This window comes from Streptomyces sp. NPDC048420, assembly GCF_040651535.1.
Lineage (GTDB): Bacteria > Actinomycetota > Actinomycetes > Streptomycetales > Streptomycetaceae > Streptomyces.
In genome coordinates, this window is sequence record NZ_JBEZKG010000029.1 from 59,250 (window position 1) to 82,028 (window position 22,779).

Annotated in this window: 25 protein-coding genes; 13 read left to right on the forward strand and 12 right to left on the reverse strand. The window is 68.3% G+C overall.

Features of this window, described 5'->3' with window-relative positions:
- Positions 1 to 10: 10 nt before the first annotated feature.
- On the reverse strand, positions 11 to 469 hold the full coding sequence (locus AB0D34_RS39075; protein ID WP_362670883.1) for a hypothetical protein: 459 nt from the start codon (positions 467 to 469) through the stop codon (positions 11 to 13).
- 130 nt (positions 470 to 599) lie between these two features.
- Here AB0D34_RS39075 and AB0D34_RS39080 point away from each other — a divergent pair, with 130 nt between their 5' ends.
- Positions 600 to 935 carry a YnfA family protein gene (locus tag AB0D34_RS39080; RefSeq protein ID WP_362670885.1) on the forward strand — a complete coding sequence of 112 codons (336 nt, stop codon included), beginning with the start codon at positions 600 to 602 and terminating at the stop codon, positions 933 to 935.
- Between the two features lie 10 nt (positions 936 to 945).
- Here the strand turns inward: AB0D34_RS39080 and AB0D34_RS39085 are convergent, their stop codons facing one another.
- The gene (locus AB0D34_RS39085; protein ID WP_362670887.1) at positions 946 to 1,380 is read right to left on the reverse strand and encodes a nuclear transport factor 2 family protein; all 435 of its coding nucleotides are present in this window, start codon (positions 1,378 to 1,380) and stop codon (positions 946 to 948) included.
- 135 nt (positions 1,381 to 1,515) lie between these two features.
- Here AB0D34_RS39085 and AB0D34_RS39090 point away from each other — a divergent pair, with 135 nt between their 5' ends.
- The 3 genes from AB0D34_RS39090 (at position 1,516) to AB0D34_RS39100 (ending at position 3,408) form a co-directional block, all read left to right on the forward strand.
- A complete protein-coding gene (locus AB0D34_RS39090; protein WP_362670889.1) occupies positions 1,516 to 2,292 on the forward strand; it encodes an SDR family NAD(P)-dependent oxidoreductase in 777 nt (258 codons plus the stop codon).
- Entirely contained in the window at positions 2,289 to 2,423 is a 135-nt protein-coding gene (locus AB0D34_RS39095) for a hypothetical protein (RefSeq protein ID WP_362670892.1), read from the forward strand. The genes AB0D34_RS39090 and AB0D34_RS39095 overlap by 4 nt, the downstream gene beginning before the upstream one ends.
- Positions 2,424 to 2,613: 190 nt before the next feature.
- A complete protein-coding gene (locus AB0D34_RS39100) occupies positions 2,614 to 3,408 on the forward strand; it encodes a hypothetical protein (protein ID WP_362670894.1) in 795 nt (264 codons plus the stop codon).
- Positions 3,409 to 3,457: 49 nt separating this feature from the next.
- Here AB0D34_RS39100 and AB0D34_RS39105 read toward each other — a convergent pair whose 3' ends face one another.
- A complete protein-coding gene (locus tag AB0D34_RS39105; RefSeq protein ID WP_362670896.1) occupies positions 3,458 to 4,651 on the reverse strand; it encodes an RtcB family protein in 1,194 nt (397 codons plus the stop codon).
- A gap of 205 nt (positions 4,652 to 4,856) precedes the next feature.
- On the opposite strand from AB0D34_RS39105, the gene AB0D34_RS39110 reads away from it, so the two are divergent.
- The 3 genes from AB0D34_RS39110 (at position 4,857) to AB0D34_RS39120 (ending at position 8,123) form a co-directional block, all read left to right on the forward strand.
- Positions 4,857 to 5,678 (forward strand): DUF3558 domain-containing protein, encoded by an 822-nt coding sequence (locus AB0D34_RS39110; RefSeq protein WP_362670897.1) that lies wholly within the window; start codon positions 4,857 to 4,859, stop codon positions 5,676 to 5,678.
- A gap of 253 nt (positions 5,679 to 5,931) precedes the next feature.
- Positions 5,932 to 6,729 (forward strand): DUF3558 family protein, encoded by a 798-nt coding sequence (locus AB0D34_RS39115; RefSeq protein WP_362670900.1) that lies wholly within the window; start codon positions 5,932 to 5,934, stop codon positions 6,727 to 6,729.
- A gap of 104 nt (positions 6,730 to 6,833) precedes the next feature.
- Complete coding sequence (locus AB0D34_RS39120) at positions 6,834 to 8,123, forward strand: DUF2637 domain-containing protein (RefSeq protein ID WP_362670902.1); 1,290 nt, start codon at positions 6,834 to 6,836, stop codon at positions 8,121 to 8,123.
- 58 nt (positions 8,124 to 8,181) lie between these two features.
- Here the strand turns inward: AB0D34_RS39120 and lysS are convergent, their stop codons facing one another.
- A complete protein-coding gene (gene lysS / locus AB0D34_RS39125; protein ID WP_362670905.1) occupies positions 8,182 to 9,927 on the reverse strand; it encodes a lysine--tRNA ligase in 1,746 nt (581 codons plus the stop codon).
- 127 nt (positions 9,928 to 10,054) lie between these two features.
- On the opposite strand from lysS, the gene argS reads away from it, so the two are divergent.
- A complete protein-coding gene (gene argS, locus AB0D34_RS39130) occupies positions 10,055 to 11,809 on the forward strand; it encodes an arginine--tRNA ligase (RefSeq protein WP_362670908.1) in 1,755 nt (584 codons plus the stop codon).
- Between the two features lie 13 nt (positions 11,810 to 11,822).
- On the opposite strand, the gene AB0D34_RS39135 is transcribed toward argS, so the two are convergent.
- From AB0D34_RS39135 to AB0D34_RS39150, 4 genes are all read right to left on the reverse strand, one after another.
- On the reverse strand, positions 11,823 to 13,139 hold the full coding sequence (locus AB0D34_RS39135; RefSeq protein ID WP_362670911.1) for a protein kinase: 1,317 nt from the start codon (positions 13,137 to 13,139) through the stop codon (positions 11,823 to 11,825).
- Between the two features lie 62 nt (positions 13,140 to 13,201).
- Positions 13,202 to 15,130, reverse strand: coding sequence for a hypothetical protein (locus tag AB0D34_RS39140; protein ID WP_362670914.1), 1,929 nt, complete (start codon positions 15,128 to 15,130; stop codon positions 13,202 to 13,204).
- A 67-nt stretch (positions 15,131 to 15,197) separates the two neighbouring features.
- Positions 15,198 to 15,515 carry a type II toxin-antitoxin system PemK/MazF family toxin gene (locus tag AB0D34_RS39145; RefSeq protein ID WP_362670917.1) on the reverse strand — a complete coding sequence of 106 codons (318 nt, stop codon included), beginning with the start codon at positions 15,513 to 15,515 and terminating at the stop codon, positions 15,198 to 15,200.
- Positions 15,516 to 15,566: 51 nt separating this feature from the next.
- Entirely contained in the window at positions 15,567 to 16,001 is a 435-nt protein-coding gene (locus AB0D34_RS39150) for an ATP-binding protein (protein WP_362670919.1), read from the reverse strand.
- 113 nt (positions 16,002 to 16,114) lie between these two features.
- Between AB0D34_RS39150 and AB0D34_RS39155 the strand changes: the two genes are divergently transcribed.
- The 4 genes from AB0D34_RS39155 to AB0D34_RS39170 are packed head-to-tail and all read left to right on the forward strand — an operon-like array spanning position 16,115 to position 18,482.
- A complete protein-coding gene (locus tag AB0D34_RS39155) occupies positions 16,115 to 16,930 on the forward strand; it encodes a helix-turn-helix transcriptional regulator (RefSeq protein ID WP_362670922.1) in 816 nt (271 codons plus the stop codon).
- Positions 16,927 to 17,103, forward strand: coding sequence for a DUF397 domain-containing protein (locus AB0D34_RS39160; protein ID WP_362670924.1), 177 nt, complete (start codon positions 16,927 to 16,929; stop codon positions 17,101 to 17,103). Before AB0D34_RS39155 ends, AB0D34_RS39160 begins: the two co-directional genes overlap by 4 nt.
- A 42-nt stretch (positions 17,104 to 17,145) precedes the next feature.
- Positions 17,146 to 17,970 carry a DUF4253 domain-containing protein gene (locus tag AB0D34_RS39165; protein ID WP_362670926.1) on the forward strand — a complete coding sequence of 275 codons (825 nt, stop codon included), beginning with the start codon at positions 17,146 to 17,148 and terminating at the stop codon, positions 17,968 to 17,970.
- Positions 17,971 to 17,984: 14 nt separating this feature from the next.
- Entirely contained in the window at positions 17,985 to 18,482 is a 498-nt protein-coding gene (locus tag AB0D34_RS39170) for a hypothetical protein (protein WP_362670928.1), read from the forward strand.
- Positions 18,483 to 18,488: 6 nt separating this feature from the next.
- Here the strand turns inward: AB0D34_RS39170 and AB0D34_RS39175 are convergent, their stop codons facing one another.
- Together AB0D34_RS39175 and AB0D34_RS39180 are read right to left on the reverse strand one after the other, a co-directional pair.
- Entirely contained in the window at positions 18,489 to 19,685 is a 1,197-nt protein-coding gene (locus AB0D34_RS39175) for a PLP-dependent aminotransferase family protein (protein ID WP_362670931.1), read from the reverse strand.
- A gap of 109 nt (positions 19,686 to 19,794) precedes the next feature.
- On the reverse strand, positions 19,795 to 20,697 hold the full coding sequence (locus AB0D34_RS39180; protein ID WP_362670933.1) for an SAM-dependent methyltransferase: 903 nt from the start codon (positions 20,695 to 20,697) through the stop codon (positions 19,795 to 19,797).
- A gap of 231 nt (positions 20,698 to 20,928) precedes the next feature.
- Here AB0D34_RS39180 and AB0D34_RS39185 point away from each other — a divergent pair, with 231 nt between their 5' ends.
- A complete protein-coding gene (locus AB0D34_RS39185) occupies positions 20,929 to 21,099 on the forward strand; it encodes a hypothetical protein (RefSeq protein ID WP_362670935.1) in 171 nt (56 codons plus the stop codon).
- 29 nt (positions 21,100 to 21,128) lie between these two features.
- Here AB0D34_RS39185 and AB0D34_RS39190 read toward each other — a convergent pair whose 3' ends face one another.
- Both AB0D34_RS39190 and hemB read right to left on the reverse strand, forming a co-directional pair.
- Positions 21,129 to 21,485, reverse strand: coding sequence for a DUF805 domain-containing protein (locus tag AB0D34_RS39190; RefSeq protein ID WP_362670937.1), 357 nt, complete (start codon positions 21,483 to 21,485; stop codon positions 21,129 to 21,131).
- Between the two features lie 294 nt (positions 21,486 to 21,779).
- Positions 21,780 to 22,772, reverse strand: coding sequence for a porphobilinogen synthase (hemB, locus tag AB0D34_RS39195; RefSeq protein ID WP_362670939.1), 993 nt, complete (start codon positions 22,770 to 22,772; stop codon positions 21,780 to 21,782).
- Between the last annotated feature and the right edge of the window lie 7 nt (positions 22,773 to 22,779).

The window sequence follows — 22,779 nt, forward strand, 5'->3', positions numbered from 1 at the left end:
CCCGGCCCCGTCAGAAGTAGTACTCGTCCCCACTGTCCAACACCAACACCCGCTGCCGATCGTTCTCCCCATTCCGATCCACCGTCCCCCCGTTCCACACCGTGTCGATCTCCAGCAGAACCTCCGACGGCACCCCCCGCACCCGCACCCGCATCTCCACCCGCTCCCCCACCCCGTCCGCCGCCAACGCCCCCACCCGGCACAACACCACCCGCTCCGAGAACCGCGCACACCCGCCCGGCAACACCTGCCGGTCCACCAGCGGCTCGGACCACCGCAACCGCACGGTCGCGTCCGGAACCTCGGCCGGCCCGTGATTGCGCGGCGTGAACCGCAAGTCCACCCACCCCCCGGCCATGGACGCGGCCCCGTGATAGGCCAGATCCGCCTCGGGCCCGCCGTCGGCGACCGCCGTACCCCCGCCCACCAGGACCGCAACCACCGCACCCCACACCGCAAGCACCCGCATGCCACCCACTCCTCGCTCCAGCCGCCCGAACCGCCGTGGTCGCAGGGATGTATCCCACGTACGGCGAACGACAGGCGCCCTCCATCAGGTGACGCAAGCCCCGACATCACGGCATGCGAAGCTGACCGACATGCTCGTTGCCCGCTCCGCTGCCCTCTTCGTCGTAGCCGCCCTCTTCGAGATCGGCGGCGCCTGGCTGGTCTGGCAGGGCGTACGAGAACACCGCGGCTGGATGTGGACCGTGGGCGGCGTCCTCGCCCTCGGCGCCTACGGCTTCGTCGCCACCTTCCAGCCCGACGCCCACTTCGGCCGCATCCTCGCCGCGTACGGCGGCATCTTCGTGGCCGGCTCGATCGTGTGGGGCATGGCGGCGGACGGCTACCGCCCCGACCGCTGGGACATCGCGGGCGCACTGGTCTGCCTCGCGGGCATGGCAGTGATCATGTACGCCCCGCGAGGCGACTAGGCAGCCGCCGCTACGGCGTCTCGTCGGGCAGCAGGCCCAACTGCCCCAGAAACTCCATCTCGTCGAAGTACAGCCGGTAGTCGGTGATCCGGCCGTCCTTCACCGTCGCGATGTCCACCCCGCGAATCCGGATCTCCTTCTGCGTCGCGGGAAGGGTCTCCCCGGTCGGCAGCTGGATCGGCCCGGTGTTGCGCCCGTGGTAGACACCCTCGTCGATGGCCGTGTCCCCGGCCTCGTAGGAGTGCAGCGACTCGAACGTGGCCTCCGGCACCGCCTCCGTCATCTGCCGCCAGTACTCGACGATGTTGTCGCGCCCGCGGATCTCCCCCTCGTCGGGGGTGACGGCGACCGCGTCCTCCGCGTACAGCTCGGCGATGACCTTCAGGTCCGGGTGCGTGGTGAGCGCATCGGTGAGCCGGTCCATGACCTCACGCGCTTCTCCCATGATCCACCTCCACGTGTCAGGGGATCACCCATCTCATCGTCTCACCGGACCGCGATCCGGACCGCCCGGAGCGGCGGACCGCACCGCGCCTATCCTGGCGGGGAGCCCGACATCCGTACGTCCGAGGAGCAGCCCATGGCCACCGCCGCCCCGTCCGCCGCGTCCCGCATCGCCGTCGTCACCGGTGCGAGCAGCGGAATCGGCGCAGCGACCGCACGGCAGCTCGCCGCGGCCGGCTACCGCGTCGTCCTGACCGCCCGCCGCAAGGACCGTATCGAGGCGCTCGCGGAGGAGATCAACGCGGCGGGCCACCAGGCGACGGCGTACCAGCTGGACGTGACGGACCGCGAGGCGGTCGACGAGTTCGCGACGGCCTTCAAGACGATCGGCGTCCTCGTGAACAACGCAGGCGGAGCCCTCGGTGCCGACCCGGTCGCCACCGGAGACCCCGCCGACTGGCGCACGATGTACGAGACGAACGTCATCGGCACCCTCAACCTCACCCAGGCCCTGCTCCCCAAGCTCGACGCGAGCGGCGACGGCACGATCGTCGTCGTCTCGTCCACGGCAGGCCACGGCACCTACGAGGGCGGCGCGGGCTATGTCGCCGCCAAGCACGGCGCCCACGTCCTGGCGGAGACCCTCCGCCTGGAGATCGTCGGGAGGCCGGTCCGCGTCATCGAGATCGCACCCGGCATGGTCAAGACCGACGAGTTCGCCCTGACCCGCTTCGCCGGCGACCAGGAGAAGGCCGAGAAGGTCTACGAGGGCGTCGCCGACCCCCTCACGGCCGACGACGTGGCGGACACCATCACCTGGGCGGTCACCCGCCCCAGCCACGTCAACGTCGACCTCCTGGTCCTGCGCCCCCGCGCCCAGGCCTCCAACACAAAGGTCCACAGGGACCTGTGAGCCGGGACGAGAAGGACAACAAAGACCCCCACGACGAACGCCAGATGTGGTGGTGGCTCGCCTACTTCCTCTTCGGCATCCACATCGTGGCGTTCGTCATGATCTACGCGGTGATGCACGCTCCGAAGTGAGCGCGGCAGATCACCCACAGGGATGAACCTCTTCGATCACCTGAACACCCCCTGAACTGGCGACCTAGGCTCACGCCACAACATCAACACGACGGCCCTCGACCGGGATGCCGCCCAGTCGAGGGCCTGTCCAGCAAGGAAGAGATGAGGCTTCCCTGTGGCTGAATGCGAGCCTAACGCCCACCAGTTCATGGACCTGACGGTCCCCGAGTACGCGTACATGTTCGGCTTCTTGCAGGCGGACGGACACCTACAGCAAGGGGTCGGCCAGAAAGGCAAGTTGGCCGTCGAGCTCAATGCCCGGGACATCGACCTCCTGCGCAAGTTCCAGAAGCTGACGCCGTACTACAGCAGCATCACCGAGCGCACTCGCTCAACCAACTTCGCCGAGACCCACAACTCGGCCACCTGGACACTGTGCTCCCTCGAAGCCAGAACCCTGCTGAACGGCCTCGGCCTGCCCTACGGCTGCAAGTCCAGAGAAATCGCCCCGCCTCGGAACCCGTTCTCAGCGTGCGACTACATCCGAGGTCTCATCGACGCCGACGGCTCGGTCGGCTACACGGGGCAAGGGTTCCCATTCGTCTCTCTCACCACACAGAGCACGGCCACTGGCGCTTACCTGTGTTCCTACGCCGAGAGCATCACGGGTGCCGAGCGCACTCTCAAGCGGAACGCCCGAGACGGCATTTACAACATCCTCTATGTGAAGGAGAACGCCCAGCAGTTGGCCGCTCACCTCTACTACCCGGGCTGCATTTCACTGGGCAGGAAGCAGAGCGCGGCCGATTCACTCGGGTCCTGGGTCCGACCTACGGACATGGAACGCCGGCCTCCCCGCATCCAGTGGACTGCTGAAATGGACCGGGTCCTGCTCGCAGCTCCCACCATCGCCCACGCCGCCGCGAAGCTTGGCTACTCCACGAGTCCCTGCCAAAACCGCCGATGGAAACTGCTGCATGGCGTAGTACCACTGCCGGACTGAGCACCGTTGTGTGGGGCGCGGCACTCAATCGCCGCGCCCCAGATAACTCCTAGCCCTTCACGCAGATGAACTGCTTCAGCTTCGCCACGACCTCGACAAGATCGCGCTGCTGCTCCATCACCTGGTCGATGTTCTTGTAGGCGCCCGGGATCTCGTCCACGACACCGGAGTCCTTACGGCACTCCACGCCCCGCGTCTGCTCCTCCAGGTCCCGCGTCGAGAACCGCCGCTTGGCCGCGTTCCGGCTCATGCGCCGACCCGCACCGTGCGAGGCCGAGTTGAAGGCCTTCTCGTTGCCGAGCCCTTTCACGATGTACGAGCTGGTGCCCATGGAACCGGGAATGATCCCGTACTCACCCGAGCCTGCGCGAATCGCCCCCTTACGAGTGACCAGAAGGTCCATGCCCTCGTAGCGCTCCTCCATCACATAGTTGTGGTGGCAGGAGATCTCCGTCTCGAACGTCGGCTTCGCCTTCTTGAACTCCTTGCGGACCACGTCCTTCAAGAGCGCCATCATGATCGCGCGGTTGTACTTGGCGTACTCCTGGGCCCAGTACAGATCATTTCGGTACGCCGCCATTTGAGGAGTGTCCGAGACGAAGACGGCGAGATCGCGGTCGACCAACCCCTGGTTGTGCGGCAGCTTCTGTGCGACCCCAATGTGATACTCCGCCAGCTCCTTGCCGATGTTCCGGGAGCCGGAGTGCAGCGTGAGCCATACCGAACCCTCAGAATCAAACAGGAGTTCGACATAGTGATTCCCCCCGCCAAGCGTCCCCATCTGCTTGGCCGCCCGCTCCTCCCGGACCTTCACCGCATCCGCGACCCCGTCGAACCGCCCCCAGAAGTCGTCCCACCCTGCCGTACCGAACCCGTGCATCCGCCCGGGGTCAACGGGGCTGTCATGCATCCCCCGCCCCACCGGAATGGCCTGCTCGATCTTCGACCTGAGCCGGGACAGATCCCCCGGCAGGTCGTTCGCCGTCAGAGACGTCTTCACCGCCGACATCCCGCACCCGATGTCCACCCCCACCGCCGCAGGACACACCGCGCCCTGCATGGCGATGACGGACCCGACCGTCGCCCCCTTGCCGTAGTGGACGTCCGGCATGACCGCCAGCCCCTTGATCCACGGCAGGGTGGCCACGTTGCGCAGCTGCTGGAGCGCCACGTCCTCCACCGTCGCCGGGTCGGTCCACATACGGATCGGGACCTTCGCGCCCGGCATCTCCACGTACGACATATCGTCCTCATTCCCCCGGAAAGCAAACAGAAGTCTCAAATCGCAAAACCGGTGCCAAGGTCGACGAATGGGATGACGGACCGGCGTCCACGGCTGTGCGTGCGATACACATTGTCTCCAGGGATCACCCCCGTGCGGCAAGCGAATAACCTGCGGGGACACTGAGATCCCCACGAGTCGGAGACATTCCGAGAGGAGCCCCACCGTGCAGCGGAAGGCCTACGTACCCGGCGTCGCCGCCCTCCTCGCGGCGCTGTTGGCCGGCTGCACCGGCAGCTCCGGCGGCGACAGCCCGACGGACGACGCGAACCCCGGCGACGCCGGCACCGCCTCCGCCGTCGCCCAGCCCGGCAAGTACCGCACCCTGCCCGAGCCCTGTGGCGTGGTGAGCCAGAGCACTCTCGACGCACTGCTGCCCGGCATCCAGCAGATCACCGACGAGGACCAGCGCGCCAAGGCCTACGAGGGCGAGGCCACGCTCACCTACGACACGGACCGCAAGGTCGGCTGCCGTTGGAAGGTCGAGGCCACGGACGCCACCGAGTACCTGTCGGTCGACTTCGAGCGTGTGGTGTCGTACGACAACGCGGTCAGCGACGACAGCCAGGCGCAGCAGCTCTTCGCGCAGACGGAGGAGAAGGCGGACCTGCCGGTGACGGCGACGTCCAGCGCGACGTCCGACGTGGAGGAGAGTGGCACGGCCAGTCCTACGGCCACCTCCTCGCCCGCCGCCGGTGGTTCGGCCTCCTCCTCTCCCAGTGACTCGGCCTCCGCGACGCCGACCGATCTGCAGCCGCGTCTGCTGGACGATCTGGGTGACGAGGCGTTCCTGGACGACGTGTTGAGCAGCTCGGGTTCGACGGCCCAGCAGCGCAAGGTGACTGTGGCGTTCCGCACGTCCAACGTGATCGTGACGATCGAGTACGAGGAGCAGCCGACGTCGATCGGTGTGACGCCGGACAGCAAGGAAATGCAGGACAACGCGCGGAAACTGGCTTCTCAGCTGGACGGGTCACTGTCCGGTTGAGTGCTCTCCACACACCCCTCACGCACGCGCACGAAGCGTTCGAAGCTGGACCGCACAGCTTCCTCACCGCGTACCGTGGCCCCTCGGACCCGATCCGACGGCAGGAACCACAAGCGTCATGAGTGAAGGAACCATGCAGCGACGAGCAGAGCGTGACCAGGGTGGCCTGGGGGCCCCTCCCACGTCTTTCGGGCAGTGGGGGAGAGCGAAGCGTCTTCACCGCGTCCTTGTCTGCGCGGCCGCAGTCCCGGTGATGCTGATCGCCGCCGGCTGCTCCTCCGACTCCGGCAGTGACGGTGGCAGCTCCTCCGACGGCGCCAAGGGCGCGGACAGCGGTGCCTCGGCGTCGGCTTCGGCGAGCGCGGCACCGACCGTGCAGGCGGCGGCGTACAAGTCGCTGCCCGAGTCGTGCAAGGTGCTGTCGTCGAAGACGCTGAAGTCGCTGGTCCCGGAGGCCCCGAAGGCGGGCAAGAAGGGCACGTCGGAGGCGGGCACGCGCGGGAGCTGCTCCTGGAGCAGCCTCGACAACAACGGTGTGAAGGGGTCCCAGTTCCGCTGGCTGAACGTCTCGCTGCTGCGTTTCGAGTCGGACACCTCTCGCGGTACGGGTGAGGCGCAGGCGCAGAAGTACTACGAGCAGCAGATCCAGGACGCCGAGTCGGTGGCCGGTGCGAAGAACACCAAGTCGCAGGCGGTCTCGGGTACGGGTGACGTGGCGACGCTGGTGCGTTACGACCTGAAGAAGAAGGAAGGCGCCTTCAAGCAGCAGACCGTCGTCACGCGCGTGGAGAACGTCGTGGTGACAGTCGACTACAACGGCGCCGGTCTGGCGGGGGACAAGACGCCGAGCGCGGACGGTCTTTCGAAGCTCGCGGAGCAGGCCGCCAAGGAGGCGGTGTCGGCGGTGTCGGTGGCGAACGGCGAGGCCGCGGCGAGCCCGACCCCGTCGAAGTCGGCTTCTGGCTCGAAGTCGCCGTCTCCTTCCGCGTCCACGTCGAAGTCGGCTTCGAAGTCGGCATCTCCGTCCAAGTCGGCCGCGAAGACGAGCTGAAGCAGTACTGAGGGCCTGGACCGGCCACCCGTGCGCAGCACACATGTGCCACTCTGTTGCGCGCAACAACACGTACAGGGAGGGGAGTACGGGTGGCCGCGCCCATGCAGCTGACTCGAATGCACCGCGTGCTCATCGGCGTGGTCGTGTTCGGCGCCGTGATCATCGCCGGCATCGGCTTCGCGGGGTCCTATGCGGCCGTCCGTGAGCTCGCCGTTCAGAAGGGCTTCGGGAACTTCAGTTATGTCCTCCCGATCGGCATCGACGCGGGCATCTGCGTCCTGCTCGCCCTTGACCTGCTTCTGACGTGGATCCGCATCCCGTTCCCACTGCTGCGCCAGACGGCGTGGCTGCTGACGGTCGCCACGATCGCCTTCAACGGCGCGGCGGCCTGGCCGGATCCGCTGGGTGTGGGGATGCACGCGGTGATCCCGATCCTGTTCGTGGTGTCGGTGGAGGCGGCCCGGCACGCGATCGGCCGGATCGCGGACATCACGGCGGACAAGCACATGGAGGGGGTCCGCCTCACCCGCTGGCTCCTCTCCCCCGTCCCGACGTTCCTCCTCTGGCGCCGTATGAAGCTCTGGGAGCTCCGCTCCTACGAGCAGGTCATCAAGCTGGAGCAGGAACGCCTGGTCTACCGCGCCCGCCTCCACTCCCGCTTCGGCCGAGCCTGGCGCAGGAAGGCCCCGGTGGAGAGCCTGATGCCGCTGCGGCTGGCAAGGTACGGCGTCCCCCTGGCGGAAACGGCCCCGGCGGGCTTGGCAGCGGCGGGCATAGAACCGGCTCTGCTGCCCCCGGCGCCGCAGCAGCCTGAAATCCCCTCCGCCGCAGCTGCGGGCAATCGTGCCGCTGGGGCGGCTCCCGACCCAAGGAGAGCGGCACCCCTCAGCGGGCAGCGCCCCGAACTCGACAGCAACCCCCACCCAGAGCAACTGGACAACACGCCCGAACCTGACCAGAGCCCCTGGTTCGAAACCCCCAAGCAGGTCGAGTACCAGGGCGGCTACAACCCCGACTACGACCCCGCGGAGCAGTACAACCGCTGGTACGAGGAGCAACTGGAAGCCGAGCAGTACGAGCTCCAGCAGATCCAGTACGAGGAGCCTGTCCGGGAACCGTCGATGGAGGAGACCGGCAGCTTCCCCGTCCCGGTGGCCAACGGCCGCACCCGCGAGCTGGGAGAGGGCGGCGGCTCCCCGGAACCGACGGAGGAGGACTTCTACCAGGTCTTCAAGAAGTCGATAGACGGCAGCTACCCCTCCCCCGGCCAGCTCAGGGGTGACGTGGAGGCGACGCACGGCGTCGTGCTCTCACAGCGCGACGCCGAGCGCATGGTCAACCGCTTCACGAACCGCCACACGGCGGAGCTCCAGGAAGACCACATCGCCTGAGCCGCAAGGACATGAAGAAAGGGGCCCTCCACACCGGAGGGCCCCTCTCACATACCGCTCACTCCCCGAGCAGCGCCCGAACCCGCTCCTGCCCCACCGCAAGCAGCAGCGTGGGCAGCCGCGGCCCGGTGTCCCGCGAGACGAGCAGCTGGTACAGCAGGGCGAAGAACGTCCGCTGAGCCGTCTTGATCTCGGGCGGCAGCTCCTTGGGCGTGGCGTCCGCCGAGAACCCGGCCTGCACCTTGGGCACGCCGTACACGAGGTGGGTGAGCCCGTCGAGCGACCAGTGGTCGGAGAGACCGTCGAGCAGCAGCCGCAGGGACTGCTGGGAGGCCTCGTCGAGGGACTTCAGCAGCTCGGCGTCGGCCTCGTCGCGCACGATGGTCCGCTGGTCGGCGGGCACGTGCGTGTTGATCCAGGCCTCGGCCTTGTCGTACCGCGGCCGGACCTCGTCCAGCGCCCCCAGTGGATGAGACGGGTCCAGCTCGCTGAGAATCCGCAGCGCCTGGTCCGCGTGCCCGGCGGTGATGTCGGCGACCGAGGCCAGGGTGCGGTACGGCAGCGGTCGGGCCGTGGTCGGCAGCTCGCCGCCCGCGGTCCGCACGGCACGGGAGTGCGCGGCGACGTCGGCCGGAAGAGCGGCCCCCTCGGCGACCTTGGCGTCCAGCTTGTCCCACTCGTCGTAGAGCCGCTGGATCTCCTGGTCGAAGGCGATCTTGAAGGACTGGTTGGGCCTGCGGCGGGCGTAGAGCCAGCGCAGGAGCTGCGGCTCCATGATCTTCAGCGCGTCGCCGGGGGTAGGGACCCCGCCCCTGGACGACGACATCTTCGCCATCCCGGAGATGCCCACGAACGCGTACATCGGCCCGATGGGCTGCTTCCCGCCGAAGATCCCGACGATCTGGCCGCCCACCTGGAAGCTCGACCCCGGGGACGAGTGGTCGACACCGCTCGGCTCGAAGACGACACCCTCGTACGCCCACCGCATCGGCCAGTCGACCTTCCAGACCAGCTTGCCGCGGTTGAACTCGTTGAGCCGGACGGTCTCGGCGAAGCCGCAGGCGTTGCAGGTGTACGACAGCTCGGTCGTGGCGTCGTCGTAGGAGGTGACCGTGGTGAGGTCCTTCTCGCAGTTGCCGCAGTAGGGCTTGTACGGGAAGTACCCGGCGGATCCGGAGGACCCGTCGTCCTCGGCGGCCGCGCCGGACCCCTCGGCGGCCTCGACCTCGGCCTCGTCGAGAGGCTTCTGCTGCTTCTTGGCAGCAGCGGGGGCCTTCTTGGTGCGGTACTGGTCGAGGATCGCGTCGATGTCACCGCGGTGCGCCATGGCGTGCAGGATCTGCTCGCGGTAGACGCCGGAGGTGTACTGCGCGGTCTGGCTGATGCCGTCGAACTCGACGCCGAGCTCGGCGAGCGCGTCGACCATGGCGGCCTTGAAGTGCTCGGCCCAGTTCGGGTGCGACGACCCCTGCGGTGCGGGCACGGAGGTCAGGGGCTTGCCGATGTGCTCGGCCCACGACTCGTCGACGCCCGCGACACCGGCCGGGACCTTGCGGTAGCGGTCGTAGTCGTCCCAGGAGATGAGGTGCCGCACCTGGTGTCCACGGCGCCGGATCTCGTCGGCGACGAGGTGCGGGGTCATGACCTCGCGCAGGTTGCCCAGGTGAATCGGTCCGGACGGGGACAGTCCGGAGGCGACGACCACGGGTTTGCCGGGGGCCCGACGCTCCGACTCCTCGATGACCTCATCCGCGAAACGGGAGACCCAGTCGGTGGTCTCGGTGCTCTGACCCACGATCGGCACGTCCTTCTTTCTGAACGGGTGACGCTCCATTGTCACAGACCGCAATGCGGGCGCGAAAACCGCTTTACCCCCCATGGGATACTGACGGGGTCTATCTGATCCCACGAGGAGAACGGCACCCACTCCTATGGCCCCGGTCACGTCCCTCAGCGACGCCGTCAACCAGCAGCTCACCTCCGCGATCTCCGCAGCACTGCCGGAGACCTCCGCGGACCCCCTGCTGCGACGCAGTGACCGGGCCGACTTCCAGGCGAACGGCATCCTGGCGCTCGCGAAGAAGGCCAAGGCGAACCCGAGAGAGCTGGCGACGCAGGTCGTCGCCGGGATCACCACCGGCGAGGCGATCAAGGATGTCGAGGTCTCCGGCCCCGGCTTCCTGAACATCACGCTGACGGACCGGGCGATCACCGAGAACCTCGCGGCCCGGTACGCCGACACGGATCGTCTGGGCGTCCCCCTCGCGGAGCAGCCCGGCACCACGGTCGTCGACTACGCCCAGCCGAACGTGGCCAAGGAGATGCACGTAGGCCACCTGCGCTCCGCCGTCATCGGCGACGCGCTGCGCGCGATGCTCGACTTCACCGGCGAGAAGACGATCGGCCGGCACCACATCGGCGACTGGGGCACCCAGTTCGGCATGCTGATCCAGTACCTGTTCGAGAACCCCGGCGAGCTGGCCCCCGCGGACCAGGTCGACGGCGAGCAGGCCATGTCGAACCTGAACCGGGTGTACAAGGCGTCGCGTGCGGTCTTCGACGCGGACGAGGAGTTCAAGGAGCGGGCCCGGAAGCGGGTGGTCGCCCTCCAGTCCGGCGACAAGGAAACCCTGGAACTCTGGCAGCAGTTCGTGGACGAGTCGAAGGTCTACTTCTACTCGGTCTTCGAGAAGCTGGACATGGAGATCCGTGACGAGGAGATCGTCGGGGAGTCCGCGTACAACGAGGGCATGCCCGAGACCGCCCGTCTCCTGGAGGAGATGGGGGTGGCGGTCCGTTCCGACGGCGCGCTGGTCGTCTTCTTCGACGAGATCCGCGGCAAGGACGACCAGCCGGTCCCGCTGATCGTGCAGAAGGCGGACGGCGGCTTCGGCTACGCGGCGAGCGACCTGACGGCGATCCGCAACCGGGTCACCGACCTGCACGCGACGACACTCCTCTACGTCGTGGACGTACGCCAGTCCCTCCACTTCAAGATGGTCTTCGAGACCGCCCGCCGGGCGGGCTGGCTGACCGACGAGGTCACCGCGCACAACATGGGCTACGGCACGGTGCTGGGCGCGGACGGCAAGCCGTTCAAGACGCGTGAGGGCGAGACGGTCCGGCTGGAGGATCTGCTGGACGAGGCGGTGCAGCGGGCGGCGGAGGTCGTACGGGAGAAGGCGCTGGACCTCACCGAGGACGAGATCCAGGAGCGCGCGACGCAGGTGGGCATCGGCGCGGTGAAGTACGCCGACCTGTCCACGTCCCCCAGCCGCGACTACAAGTTCGACCTGGACCAGATGGTCTCGCTGAACGGCGACACGTCCGTGTACCTCCAGTACGCGTACGCCCGTATCCAGTCGATCCTGCGCAAGGCGGGAGAGGTACGGCCGGGCGCCCACCCGGAGCTCGAACTGGCCGAGGCGGAGCGGGCGTTGGGCCTGCATCTGGACGCGTTCGGCGACACCGTCTTCGAGGCGGCCGCGGAGTACGCCCCGCACAAGCTGGCGGCGTACCTCTACCAGCTGGCCTCCCTGTACACGTCCTTCTACGACAAGTGCCCGGTCCTGAAGGCCGACACCCCGGCCCAGGTGGAAAACCGCCTGTTCCTGTGCGACCTGACAGCCCGCACCCTGCACCAGGGGATGGCCCTGCTGGGCATCAGGACGCCCGAGAAGCTCTGACCTGTCGGCTGGCCTACGCGATGTGGTCCTCCTGCAACTCCGCCGTATGACGGTTGATGAAGCGGAGGACCATGCGGTGGGCGTCGTCCGGCGGGAGCGTGCGGCCGTACATCTCTTTCACGTTCTCCAGGAACAGGTCCTCGGTGGGATAGCTGCCGTCTATGGACAGCTTGAAGACCTTGTAGTAGTCCTCTTCGGTCACCGGCGCGGTGATCGTCTCGATCTCCGCGTCGATGTACTCGGTGCGCCGTATGAGGCTCTCCAGCTCGCGCCTGACCGCCTCGACAGTGCGCTTGGCTCCGTGGGTCGCCGCGGTCTTGATCTCCTCGGCCTGCGCGACGATGAGCGCGGCCTCCTCCTGGGCCTCCGCCAGCAGGTGGTCCGCCTGCCTCCGCGCCGTTCTCACGAACTGCCCAACGAGGGGGGCGCTGTGACCGAGCTGCGCGATGCCCACGGTGTCGCCGCCGGGTGAGGCAAGGGCATGGTTCACCAGGATCGCCACCAGGGTCTCGTGAACGGCCGCAGCGTCGAAGGGCCGGTCCTCGGGGCACTTTTCGAGCAGGCTCATGATGAGGCCGTTCAGGGCCGCCGGAAGGCCTGTGGCAATCCTGCTCGGGGGCGTGGGAGTGTCCTGCTGCTGTCTGAGGACGATGGACCATGGGCTGGCCCCACCGAAGGGCGGGCTCCCTGTCACCGCGTGATACAGGAGACAGCCCAGGGAGTAGAGGTCGCTGCGGCGGTCGATCCCCCCGCTGGCTTCGATCTGCTCCGGGGACATGTAGGCCGGGGTACCGAGCAGGGCGCCCGGGGCGGTCAGCTTACGGGCGCCGACAGTGTCGCCGAGGAACTTCGCGATCCCGAAATCCAGCACCTTCAACGTCCCGTCGGGCGTGAGCAGCACGTTCGCCGGCTTGATGTCTCGGTGGATGACGTTCTGGCGATGCGCGGCATGCAGCGCTTGGGCGATCTGTGCGGCCCATCCGGCGGCAAGCGGCCAGGGCGTGCGGGTGGACTTCTTGAACTCCTTGTCCAGGGAGATCCCCTGAACCAGCTCCATCACGAGGTACAGGGTCTGACGGCCGCCGACAGAGACCTCTCCCCAGTCATGGACGGTCACGATGTTCTGATGGGTCAGACGCGCAGCCAGCTGCACCTCGCGCTCGAACCTGTCCCGCGCCTCGGTCTCACCCGCGCCGTACTGCGGATGCACGACCTTGACCGCGACATCCCGACGCATCCGCTCGTCCTCGGCCGCCCAGACCTGCCCCATACCGCCGGAGCCCAGCAGAGCAGTGATCCTGAACCGCCCGGCGAGCACTTCGTTCAGCACCGGTGTCCTCCCCCGTCGGCGTCGGCGGTCCGACCCACAACTTGCTTACGAGTATGGCGCCTTCAGGGCCCTCCCGACTCACCTGAGCTGCCGTACGACCCGCCCGCCGAGCGCCGCAGTCGCCGTTCCTCCTCCTCCACGCGGCCGGCCACTTCTCCGATGCCCGTGCTTTCCTCCAGGCCACTGGCACGAAGTTGGGCCGCGAGGCCATTGAAGTAGTGGGCGGTGGTGAGGAGGTAGTCGTCCACGTCGACGCCGACGGACGCGGCGGCCCCGGGAGGGATGCGGTTGACCTCGCCCAGTACGCGGCTGACCTGGAGCGTGATCTCGTCCCGGACGTCCCTCGTCAGCCCCACCGCCCGCCCCACCTGCGCGAGGATCGAGTGGCAGGAGCGCCCGAGCTGCATCAGCAGCCGGTCGTCGCGGTTGAGGGAGGACGAACCTGACCCGGCGGGACCGAAGTTGCCCGACGACACGCGCGCGTCCGCCAACTGGGGCTCATAGCGCCGCAGGTCGAAGGCGGTCGTCGCGCCCAGCGCCGCCCGGAAGCACGGATGGACCTGGAACTCCGTCTCGTGCGGCTGGACCGGCAGCCCGTCGTCACCCGCGTACACCACGTCGTTGCCGCGCCGCACCCCGAGGAACCCGGCCCCGTGGAGCACGTCGATGACGCCGGGCAGCGTCAACGCGTTGGCGTACGCGGGGAAGTCGTGGTGGAGCGTCTCGGCGGCCGCCTCGAAACGGCGGGTGAGCGCGGCCCGCGTGACGACGTATCCGGTGTTCTGGAAGAGCGGGAAGAGGTTACGGAGAAACGGGTGCGCGACCAGGTACTCCGAGGTCAGATCCTTGAGCTTCCACTCCGAGAACTGCCGGCCCGCCTGCGCCACGTCCGCCTCGGTGATCCGGTCCCGCTCATGGTCCAGCCATGCTTTCTCCTGGCACAGGTTGAGGAACTGGATGGCGTCCCGGGGCCTCGGCAGACAGCGGCCGAAGAGATGGCCGGTGATCTCCTCCCCGTCCACCGTCTCGGGGAACAGTTCCTTCCACAGCCGCTCCTCGGTCAGCTCCTCCCCGACAGAGGCCCGCGCCCGCGCCAGCGCAAGGTCCCGCAGGGCCTGCTCGGTCCACGCGATCCTCAGCTCGTCCCCGTGGAACTTGTCGCCCTCCCCGAAGGACAGCGAGTCGTAGATGTCGGCGCGCAGGAACAGCAGGAACCGCACCGAACGCCCGTACAGGCTCGCCGCGTGCTTGGCCGCCAGCAGCAGCCCGATCACCATGGAGTTGCTGTCCGGTTCGGCGGACCACACCTGTTCCAGCTGGTCGACCATCAGCAGCAGCGGCGGATGTACGACGCCGTCGCACCCCAGGTCGGTGAAGGCCCGCGCCACCCCTTGCTCGACGATCTCCAACTGCCGTGCCGCGCGGGCCCCTTCGGACGGCGACTGGGCGAGATCCACGCTCGCCTTGACCCCGAAGGCCTCCAGTGACAGCGAGGTCTGCAGCCCCCGCGCCCCCTGCGCCAGCCGCTCCACCAGCCGGCCGCCCCCGCCCGCCGCCTCGCCGTTCTGCTTGAGGAACCGTCCGAGCGCCTTCACCGAGTCGGTCTTGTGGCCGCCCTCATGCGCACCCTTGGCGTGGTCGACGAGGTGCCGAGCAGCGTGTACGGCGAACACGTACCGCCAGATCAGCGCCTTGGCCGAATCCCCGGGCAGCCCCTGCAACTCGAACCGCCGGATCTCCTCCCCCGCGGCCTCGTCAGGCGTGACCAGCACCTTCCCGCCCGCATGCCCGGCGTCCGACATCAACCGCATACAGATGGCGCTCTTGCCTGACCCCTTGCGCCCGATGATCAGCATCTTGCGCCCGCTGAGCGCGCCCCGGTACGCGGCGTTCGGCAGAAAGCCACCGCGCAGCAACAGCCCCTCGGTCACGTCCCGTTCGGCGTCCTCACGTCCGAAGTGCAACTGCGCGAGCACCGGCTGGTCGGCCATCTCGTCCCCCTAGGTCGTACTGATCCCCAAGATATCGGGACCCACTGACACCAGAGCCGAAACGCCGTCAAAGGCTCAGTACCGCCCGCAGTGCGATGTCGATGCGTTCCATCTGCTCACCGGGAACATCACCGTGGTACGTGCCCTGTTCGAAGCGGGTGAGCCGGTAGTTGTGGAGGTCGGGTGCCAGAACCATGCCCTGAAGCGGCACGGTGATGCGCACGGTGACCAGGGACTCCCCGCGCTCCCCGGAGGTGTCGACCAGGACGCACAGGACAGCGTCCTGGTGCAGATCGGCGACGTGGTCGTTCTGGACGACGACCACCGTACGGTCCCGCCCCACCGTGGGCACGGTCCAGATCTGCCCGCGCTTCAGTTCTTGCACAGGTCGTCCACGTCCATGGCGTCCCTCGGTCGCTGCTCTCCTATGACACGGTCACCGTGAGCCTACTGGTCGGCCCAGCGCCTTCGAGACCCACCCGAACTCGCACCACACCGCCTTCCCCGGCTCCCGCTCCCGCACCCCCCACTTGTCGCTCAGCGCGGCGACCAGCAGCAGCCCCCGGCCGCCCTCATCGCCGTCGTGGACCACATGGGGCGTCCCACCCCCGCTGTCATGGACCTCGACGACCAGCATTCGCCCCTCACGCCGCAGAAGCAGCCTCAACTGCCGCCCGGGCGGCACCCCGTGGATCACCGCGTTGGTCACCAGCTCGCTCACACACAGCAGTACGTCGTCGGCGAGTTCCGTTCCGCCGAGGCCCCATCCGGTGAGGACCTCGGCGGTGAAACGGCGTGCGGCCTGCGCGGATCGGCGTTCGCGGCGGAAGAACCTCTCGCGCAGGAGCGGTAGTCGGGTCGTCTCGTTCACGGGACGAGAGTCGCGGAGAGTGACTACCGTTGATCACTCGGTGAACCTGTACAGATTTTTTGTACGGGCTCGCACCCGGTGACGTACGTGTCCCGAGGGGGATGGAGACCTGCATGAGCGCCAGGAAGCCGCCGCGGCCGAAGAACCTCACGTCCATGAAGATGCTGGGCAAGCAGCTGGGCACGGCCCGCCGCGCCGCGGGCCACACCCAGACCGCCCTCGGCGACCTCGTCCGCGTCGACGAGGAGACCATCGCGTCGATCGAACAGGGCAGACGGACCCTGAAGCCTGACCTGGCGGCCCTGCTGGACGAAGTCCTGGACACGAAGGGGATGTTGGCGGCGGGCGTGGCAAACCTGCCGGACATCGACCAGTTCCCGATGTGGGCCGAGCTGTACATGGAGCATGAGCGGGAGGCCATCTCCCTGTCCTGGTACGACAACGCGGTCCTGCCCGGCCTCCTCCAGACCGACCAGTACGTCCGGGCCGTACTCCGCAACCGCGTTCCCGCGTACGACGAGGACGAGATCGAGACGCGTACGGCGGCCCGCCTGGAGCGTCAGGAGATCCTGCACCGCAGGAACCCGCCGACGCTGAGTTTCATCGTGTGGGAGCCGGTGCTGCACATGAGGATCAGCGGAAAGGACCAGCTGCGCCATCTTCGGACGATCGCTGAACTGCCCTGTGTGTCCCTCCAGTTCCTGCCGCTTGATAGTCCCTGTCACGCCGGTCTGGACGGCCCCTTCATCCTCCTCGAAACACCGGACCACCAGCACTTGGCGTATACCGAATCGCAGCGCGGCAGCCAGTGGGTCTCCGATGCCGATGAGGTGTCCAAGCTGGCGCGTAAATATGCGATGCTGCGGACGCAGGCCCTGACCACACAGGACTCCAGGGATCTGCTCGACCGCCGGCTAGGAGAGCAATGAGCGCCGAAGCACTTCAGTGGTTCAAGTCGACGTACAGCGGCAGTGAAGGCGGCGCGTGCCTCGAAGTGGCCGTCCGCCCCCAAACCATCCACATCCGCGACTCCAAGAACCCCGCCCCCACCCTCCAGGTAACCCCCACCACCTGGACTGCCTTCACCACCGGTCTCAAGTAGCCCCGTCGGCCATTGTCAGTGGCGGCCCCTACAGTCACTGACATGGCGACTCTTCCCAACCCGCTCCCCACCCTCGCGGCAGACCCGAGCGGGCGTTCCCTCGGGCTCGGGCTCCCGCTCGGGAGACTGATCGACGCGACCGACGACGGCCCTTGGCACGAACCGCTGCTGTGGCATGCCGAGTACGCGGCGTCCTCCGGGGCGTGGACCGCCCTCGGGACCCCGGCCGCACGCTCCGGCCTGCTGCCGGTGCTGGTAGACGTCGGCGGTACGCAAGGCGGGCCCGAGGAGTGGGAGTTGATGCCCGGGGAGATGTCGTACCCCGGGGACCACGATCCGGAGGAGCTGCTGGCGGAGTACTGGGCGTACGCGGTCGAGGAGCCCGACGACCTCGACGAGACGATCGCCCCCTACGACGAGGCATGGCCCGGCGTGGCCCCGTCCCCCGAGTCCCTCCCCGCCGACCCCGACACCCGCGCCGCCGAGACCGCCGACGCGCTCCTCGACGAGGGCTCCTGGTTCAAGGACCCGCGCCTCGCCCTGGTCCCGGCCCGCCGCAGCGCGGACATCCCGGCGGCCATCGGCTGGACGGGACCGGTGAACTTCGAGGGTGACACGGCCCGGCTGTGCTCGATCCTCCGTTCCTGGGAGGACCGCTTCGGCATACGTGTCATCGCGCTCAGCTTCGACCAGTTGACCGTCTCCGTCGCCGCGCCGCCCACGACGACGGAGGAAGCGGAGGCCGTCGCCGCCGAGCACTTCGCGTTCTGCCCGGACAACATCACCCAGGGGGATCACGAGACCCTGACCGAGTACGCCGAACACGCGGTGCTGGGTCGGCGTGTCTGGTCCTTCTGGTGGGACTGATCCTGGGAGATCCCGTGAGCAGCGTCAAACCGTCGTGGTCCGAGCGTGAGCTGCCGGCCTTCTTCAAGAAGTGGCGGACCGAGTGGAAGAACGAGGATCTCGACCTGGACAACTACCTCGACTTCGAGGGCGGCCTTCGGTTCGTCCTGGCCGCGGCCTGGCTGTTCTGCCCCGAGACGGTTGAGTACCGCGGTGGTGTGTTCCTCAAGGAGCGCTTCCGGCAGAGCACTGTCGACGAGTGGTTCACGAAGCTGGGTGACGATCGACCTCGCATCGAAGTCGTCGTCAATCACGTCGAGTTGTGGGACACCTTCAACAACACCGCCCTGACGGACGACGACAGGCTCGGGGAGGAGCTGCCCCAACTCGCCCTGGCGCTCGGAGAGTGCTGGCAGGGGATCCTCTCCTCGCGCTACCCGGATCGCGAGATCCTCGTCGAGGTCAGCGACGAGGAGGACGGCTCCTACGGTCCGACCGTGACCTTCTGGACCTCGACAGGCGAGGACGGGTAAGGCCCCTCAGTCCCGCAGTCCCTCCCCCAGCCTCCGCAGCCCCTCCCCGATCTCCCCCGGCGTCTGCGTCACGAAGCACAGCCGCAGGGTCGACCGGTCGGGCTCACCGGCGTAGAAGGGCGCGCCAGGGACGTAGGCCACATCCCGCCGCACGACCTGCGGCAACAGCGCGGTCGTGTCGTACGACGACGGAAGCCGGGCCCAGAGGAACATGCCGCCCTCGGGCCGCGTCCAGGTCGACCCGTCGGGCAGGGCCTCGGCCAGCCCGGCGAGCATGGCGTCCCGCCGCTCCCGGTACACGTCCGCGACCCGCGCCACATGCGCGTCGAGGTCCCGGTCCGCCAAGTACCGTGCCGCGGCGAGCTGGTTGACGGTCGGGGTGTGCAGATCGGCGGCCTGCTTGGCGACCGCGCAGGCCCGCCGCAGCCCGCCGGGTGCCCGCAGCCAGCCGAGCCGCAGTCCCGGTGCCATGACCTTGGAGAAGGACCCGAGCAGCACGACCCGGTCGCGGACCTCCTCGTGGGCGGCGATCCACGGCACCCGCCCGCCCTCGAAGCGGAGTTCGCCGTACGGGTCGTCCTCGACGATCCACAGCCCGCACCGCGCGGCCACGGACGCGACGGCGGCCCGGCGCTCGGCGGACATGGTCCGCCCGGTCGGGTTCTGGAAGGTGGGCACGGTGTAGAGCAGCTTGGGCCGCTCCCGCAGCACGAGTTCCTCCAGCGCCACGGGATCGGGCCCCTCGTCGTCCCCCGGCACGGCCAGCACCCGGGCACTCGCGAACCCGAAGGCCTGAAGAGCGGCCAGATAACAGGGACTCTCGACGAGGACCGTGTCCCCGGGCTCGATCAGCGCGGTGGCGAGCAGCGACAGCGCCTGCTGCGAGCCGGTGGTGACGAGGACGTCGTCGGCGTCGGTGGCGAGCCCGCGCACCGACATCCGCTCGGCCAGGGCCGCCCGCAGCACGGGCTCGCCCTCGGTGGTCGAGTACTGGAGCGCCCGCTCGGGCACCTCCTCCAGCACCGCGCGATACGCGTCCGCGATGCCCTCGGCGTCGAAGAGTTCGGGCGCCGGCAGCCCGCCCGCGAAGTTGATCACCTCGGGGCGGGCGGTGACGGCGAGGATGTCCCGTACCGGCGACCCACCGACCGTCCGGGCCCGGGCGGCGAGCGGCGGCACGGAGGCGAGCGTGGGCACCGTCATGGATCGGCTCCTTCGACTGCGGACTGCGGCGACTGGTGCCGCGCAGCCTAAAGAACCGAGTGCCGCCTACACGTACCTTTCCGCGATACGGACGCCGGGCGCCCGCTCCTCAGCTCTTCGTGCCGGTGGCCGCGTAGACGTTGATGTCGTCGTCCGTGACGTCGTTGATGTCCCGGTAGCGGATCTTCTCGATGTCGTCGAGGGAGTCGAAGTCCTCCGCGTCGATCGCGGGCGGCGCGGGCGCGGGCCCGGGGTGCCACAGATGCGCGGGCACCACACCGGGCTCGTCCAGCGAGACCCCCGGCACCTCGGTGAAGAACCGCTCCACCTCCGCCTTGGACCGGAACACGAAGGTGAACCCGCGCTCGGTGTAGGTCCGCTGGACCGCGCGGGTGGGCTCGGGATGCATCTCGTCGGTCAGATGGCTGAGCACGATCCGGCTCCCCGCGGGCAGCGCCTCCACGAGCTCCCGCACGATCGGATAGGCCTCGTCGTCCTCCACGAAGTGCAGGATCGCGACCAGGCACAGTGCGATCGGCTGGTCGAAGTCCAGGGTCTTGGCGGCCTGTTCGAGGATCTGCGCGGGGCTCTTGAAGTCGGCGTCGATGTAGTCCGTACACCCCTCGGGCCCGCTGGTGAGCAGCGCACGGGCATGCGCCAGCACCACCGGATCGTTGTCGACGTATACGACCCGTGCGTCGGGCCGGATCCGCTGGGCGATCTGGTGGACGTTCTCGGCGGTGGGCAGCCCGGTGCCGATGTCGAGGAACTGCCGGATGCCGTCCCGCTCGGCCAGCCGGTCGACGGCCCGTCGCATGAAGTCGCGGTTGTGGCGTACGTCGAGGTAACCGCGCGGGTTGGCGGCGAGCGCGGCGGCGGCCGCCTCGCGGTCGGCGGGGTAGTTGTCCTTGCCGCCGAGGAAGACGTCGTAGACGCGGGCAGGATGTGCCTTGGTGGTGTCGATCCTCTTGGCCAGTTCGGCCGGGTCCTGGCTCAGCGCGTCACCGGACATGGGCGTCTCCCCTATGAGTCGGTCCTTCAACGGACAACCATCACGTTGGTCAAGAACCTAACTCGCGGCGGCAGTTGATGGTGCCCGGTGCCCGACATGCCCCGTCCCGCGTCCCGCGCGAGACACTCGGGACAGCACGTCCACGCAGGTCACAGCGGTCCCCGCCCAGAAGGCGTCCCGGATTCACAGCTGGCGCTGGCGAACACCCGTCCGCACCCGCAGCCTGTTCCCATGCCCACCCGCCACACACCCCGTACGACCGCCCTCGCCCTGCTCGCCGTCCTCACGCTCCCCGTCCTCGCGGGGTGCAACGACGGCCAGGGGGTACGCGACGAGGGCCCGGCCACGAACAGGGCGGCCCCCCTCGTCCCCGCGGAAAACCAGAAGGCCGCCCGGCACTGACCGGGCGGCCTCGAAGCGGAGTTACGGCGTCACACGTGCGCCGGGGCGAGCTTCGGGTTGGGGCCGTACTTGTTGTCACCGGGCTCGCTGTCCAGCACCGAGAAGACGAACAGGGTGATGCCGCCGACGAGCGGAACCAGGCCGAACAGGATCCACCAGCCGCTGCGGCCCGTGTCGTGCAGACGGCGAATCGTGACACCCAGGCTCGGCAGCAGGATCCCGACGTAGAAGATGATCGGCAGCCACGCCACCTTGGCCGCGATGCCGATACCCAGCAGCACGGCGTAGATGATCACGACGAACAGCATGTACATCCAGTACTCCTTGCGGCGAGCACGGCCGCTGAAGACTGCGTACTTCTTGAGTACCTCGATGAACCAGCTCATGGTGGTGTCCCCCCAGAGATCGCCGTTCGGAACCGTTCCGAATGGATCAGGCCAGGCGCAGAAGATATGGAGGATGTCGGGAACTCGTCAATTCGGCGGATGTAAGCGGTCCATCAAGCCGAAGGTTCGACGCGGCCCGACAAATCCACCACATCCGGTTGCGAATTACGGACAGAACACCAGAAGATCACCAGGCGAAGTAGGGGTTGTTATCCGGACGTTGGCCGGTTCGAGCTCGGGCCGTGTCCGGACCGAGCTCGAAACGTTGCCGCAACACGCCGTGCGGCGACTTCGTCAGCCGAGCTTCTGAGCCACTTCGGTCGCCCAGTAGGTGAGGATGTTCCGCGCCCCGGCCCGCTTGATCCCGGTCAGCGCCTCCAGGATCGCCCGGTCCCGGTCGATCCAGCCCTTCTCCGCGGCGGCCTCGATCATCGAGTACTCCCCGGAGATCTGATAGGCGGCGACGGGCACGTCCACCGCGTCGGCGACCCGCGCCAGGATGTCGAGATAGGGCCCGGCCGGCTTGACCATCACCATGTCGGCGCCCTCCTCCAGATCGAGGGCGAGCTCCCGCAGCGAGTCCCGCACGTTCGCGGGATCCTGCTGATAGGTCTTCCGGTCACCCTGCAGCGACGAGCCGACGGCCTCCCGGAAGGGACCGTAGAAGGCGGAGGCGTACTTGACGGTGTAGGCGAGGATGGCGACATCCTCCCGCCCGATCTGATCAAGGGCGTCCCGCACGACCCCGATCTGCCCGTCCATCATCCCGCTGGGCCCCACGACATGGGCGCCCGCGTCGGCCTGCACCTGGGCCATCTCGGCGTACCGCTCCAGGGTGGCGTCGTTGTCGACCCGCCCCTGGTCGTCCAGCACCCCGCAGTGCCCGTGGTCGGTGGTCTCGTCGAGACACAGGTCGGACATGACGAGCAGCTCGTCCCCCACCTCGGCCCGCACGTCCCTGATGGCGACCTGAAGAATCCCGTCCGGATCGGTCCCCGGCGTCCCCAGAGCGTCCTTCTTCGACTCCTCCGGCACCCCGAAGAGCATGATCCCGGAGACCCCGGCAGCCACGGCCTCCGCGGCCGCCTTCTTCAGACTGTCCCGCGTGTGCTGTACGACCCCGGGCATGGCCGCGATCGGCACGGGCTCACTGACGCCCTCCCGCACGAACGCCGGAAGGATGAAGTCAGCGGGGTGCAGCCGGGTCTCGGCGACCATCCGGCGCATGACGGGGGTGGTACGCAACCGCCGAGGACGCGTACCGGGGAAGGATCCGTACTTCGACATGCCGTCT

What these genes read in the sequence shown, in the direction of transcription:
- AB0D34_RS39075 (WP_362670883.1), bottom strand. Translation starts at nt 469, where the DNA reads ATGCGGGTGCTTGCGGTGTGGGGTGCGGTGGTTGCGGTCCTGGTGGGC.
- AB0D34_RS39080 (WP_362670885.1), top strand. Translation starts at nt 600, where the DNA reads ATGCTCGTTGCCCGCTCCGCTGCCCTCTTCGTCGTAGCCGCCCTCTTC.
- AB0D34_RS39085 (WP_362670887.1), bottom strand. Translation starts at nt 1,380, where the DNA reads ATGGGAGAAGCGCGTGAGGTCATGGACCGGCTCACCGATGCGCTCACC.
- AB0D34_RS39090 (WP_362670889.1), top strand. Translation starts at nt 1,516, where the DNA reads ATGGCCACCGCCGCCCCGTCCGCCGCGTCCCGCATCGCCGTCGTCACC.
- AB0D34_RS39100 (WP_362670894.1), top strand. Translation starts at nt 2,614, where the DNA reads ATGGACCTGACGGTCCCCGAGTACGCGTACATGTTCGGCTTCTTGCAG.
- AB0D34_RS39105 (WP_362670896.1), bottom strand. Translation starts at nt 4,651, where the DNA reads ATGTCGTACGTGGAGATGCCGGGCGCGAAGGTCCCGATCCGTATGTGG.
- AB0D34_RS39115 (WP_362670900.1), top strand. Translation starts at nt 5,932, where the DNA reads ATGCTGATCGCCGCCGGCTGCTCCTCCGACTCCGGCAGTGACGGTGGC.
- AB0D34_RS39120 (WP_362670902.1), top strand. Translation starts at nt 6,834, where the DNA reads ATGCAGCTGACTCGAATGCACCGCGTGCTCATCGGCGTGGTCGTGTTC.
- argS (WP_362670908.1), top strand. Translation starts at nt 10,055, where the DNA reads ATGGCCCCGGTCACGTCCCTCAGCGACGCCGTCAACCAGCAGCTCACC.
- AB0D34_RS39140 (WP_362670914.1), bottom strand. Translation starts at nt 15,130, where the DNA reads ATGGCCGACCAGCCGGTGCTCGCGCAGTTGCACTTCGGACGTGAGGAC.
- AB0D34_RS39155 (WP_362670922.1), top strand. Translation starts at nt 16,115, where the DNA reads ATGAGCGCCAGGAAGCCGCCGCGGCCGAAGAACCTCACGTCCATGAAG.
- AB0D34_RS39160 (WP_362670924.1), top strand. Translation starts at nt 16,927, where the DNA reads ATGAGCGCCGAAGCACTTCAGTGGTTCAAGTCGACGTACAGCGGCAGT.
- AB0D34_RS39165 (WP_362670926.1), top strand. Translation starts at nt 17,146, where the DNA reads ATGGCGACTCTTCCCAACCCGCTCCCCACCCTCGCGGCAGACCCGAGC.
- AB0D34_RS39175 (WP_362670931.1), bottom strand. Translation starts at nt 19,685, where the DNA reads ATGACGGTGCCCACGCTCGCCTCCGTGCCGCCGCTCGCCGCCCGGGCC.
- AB0D34_RS39180 (WP_362670933.1), bottom strand. Translation starts at nt 20,697, where the DNA reads ATGTCCGGTGACGCGCTGAGCCAGGACCCGGCCGAACTGGCCAAGAGG.
- AB0D34_RS39185 (WP_362670935.1), top strand. Translation starts at nt 20,929, where the DNA reads ATGCCCACCCGCCACACACCCCGTACGACCGCCCTCGCCCTGCTCGCC.
- AB0D34_RS39190 (WP_362670937.1), bottom strand. Translation starts at nt 21,485, where the DNA reads ATGAGCTGGTTCATCGAGGTACTCAAGAAGTACGCAGTCTTCAGCGGC.
- hemB (WP_362670939.1), bottom strand. Translation starts at nt 22,772, where the DNA reads ATGTCGAAGTACGGATCCTTCCCCGGTACGCGTCCTCGGCGGTTGCGT.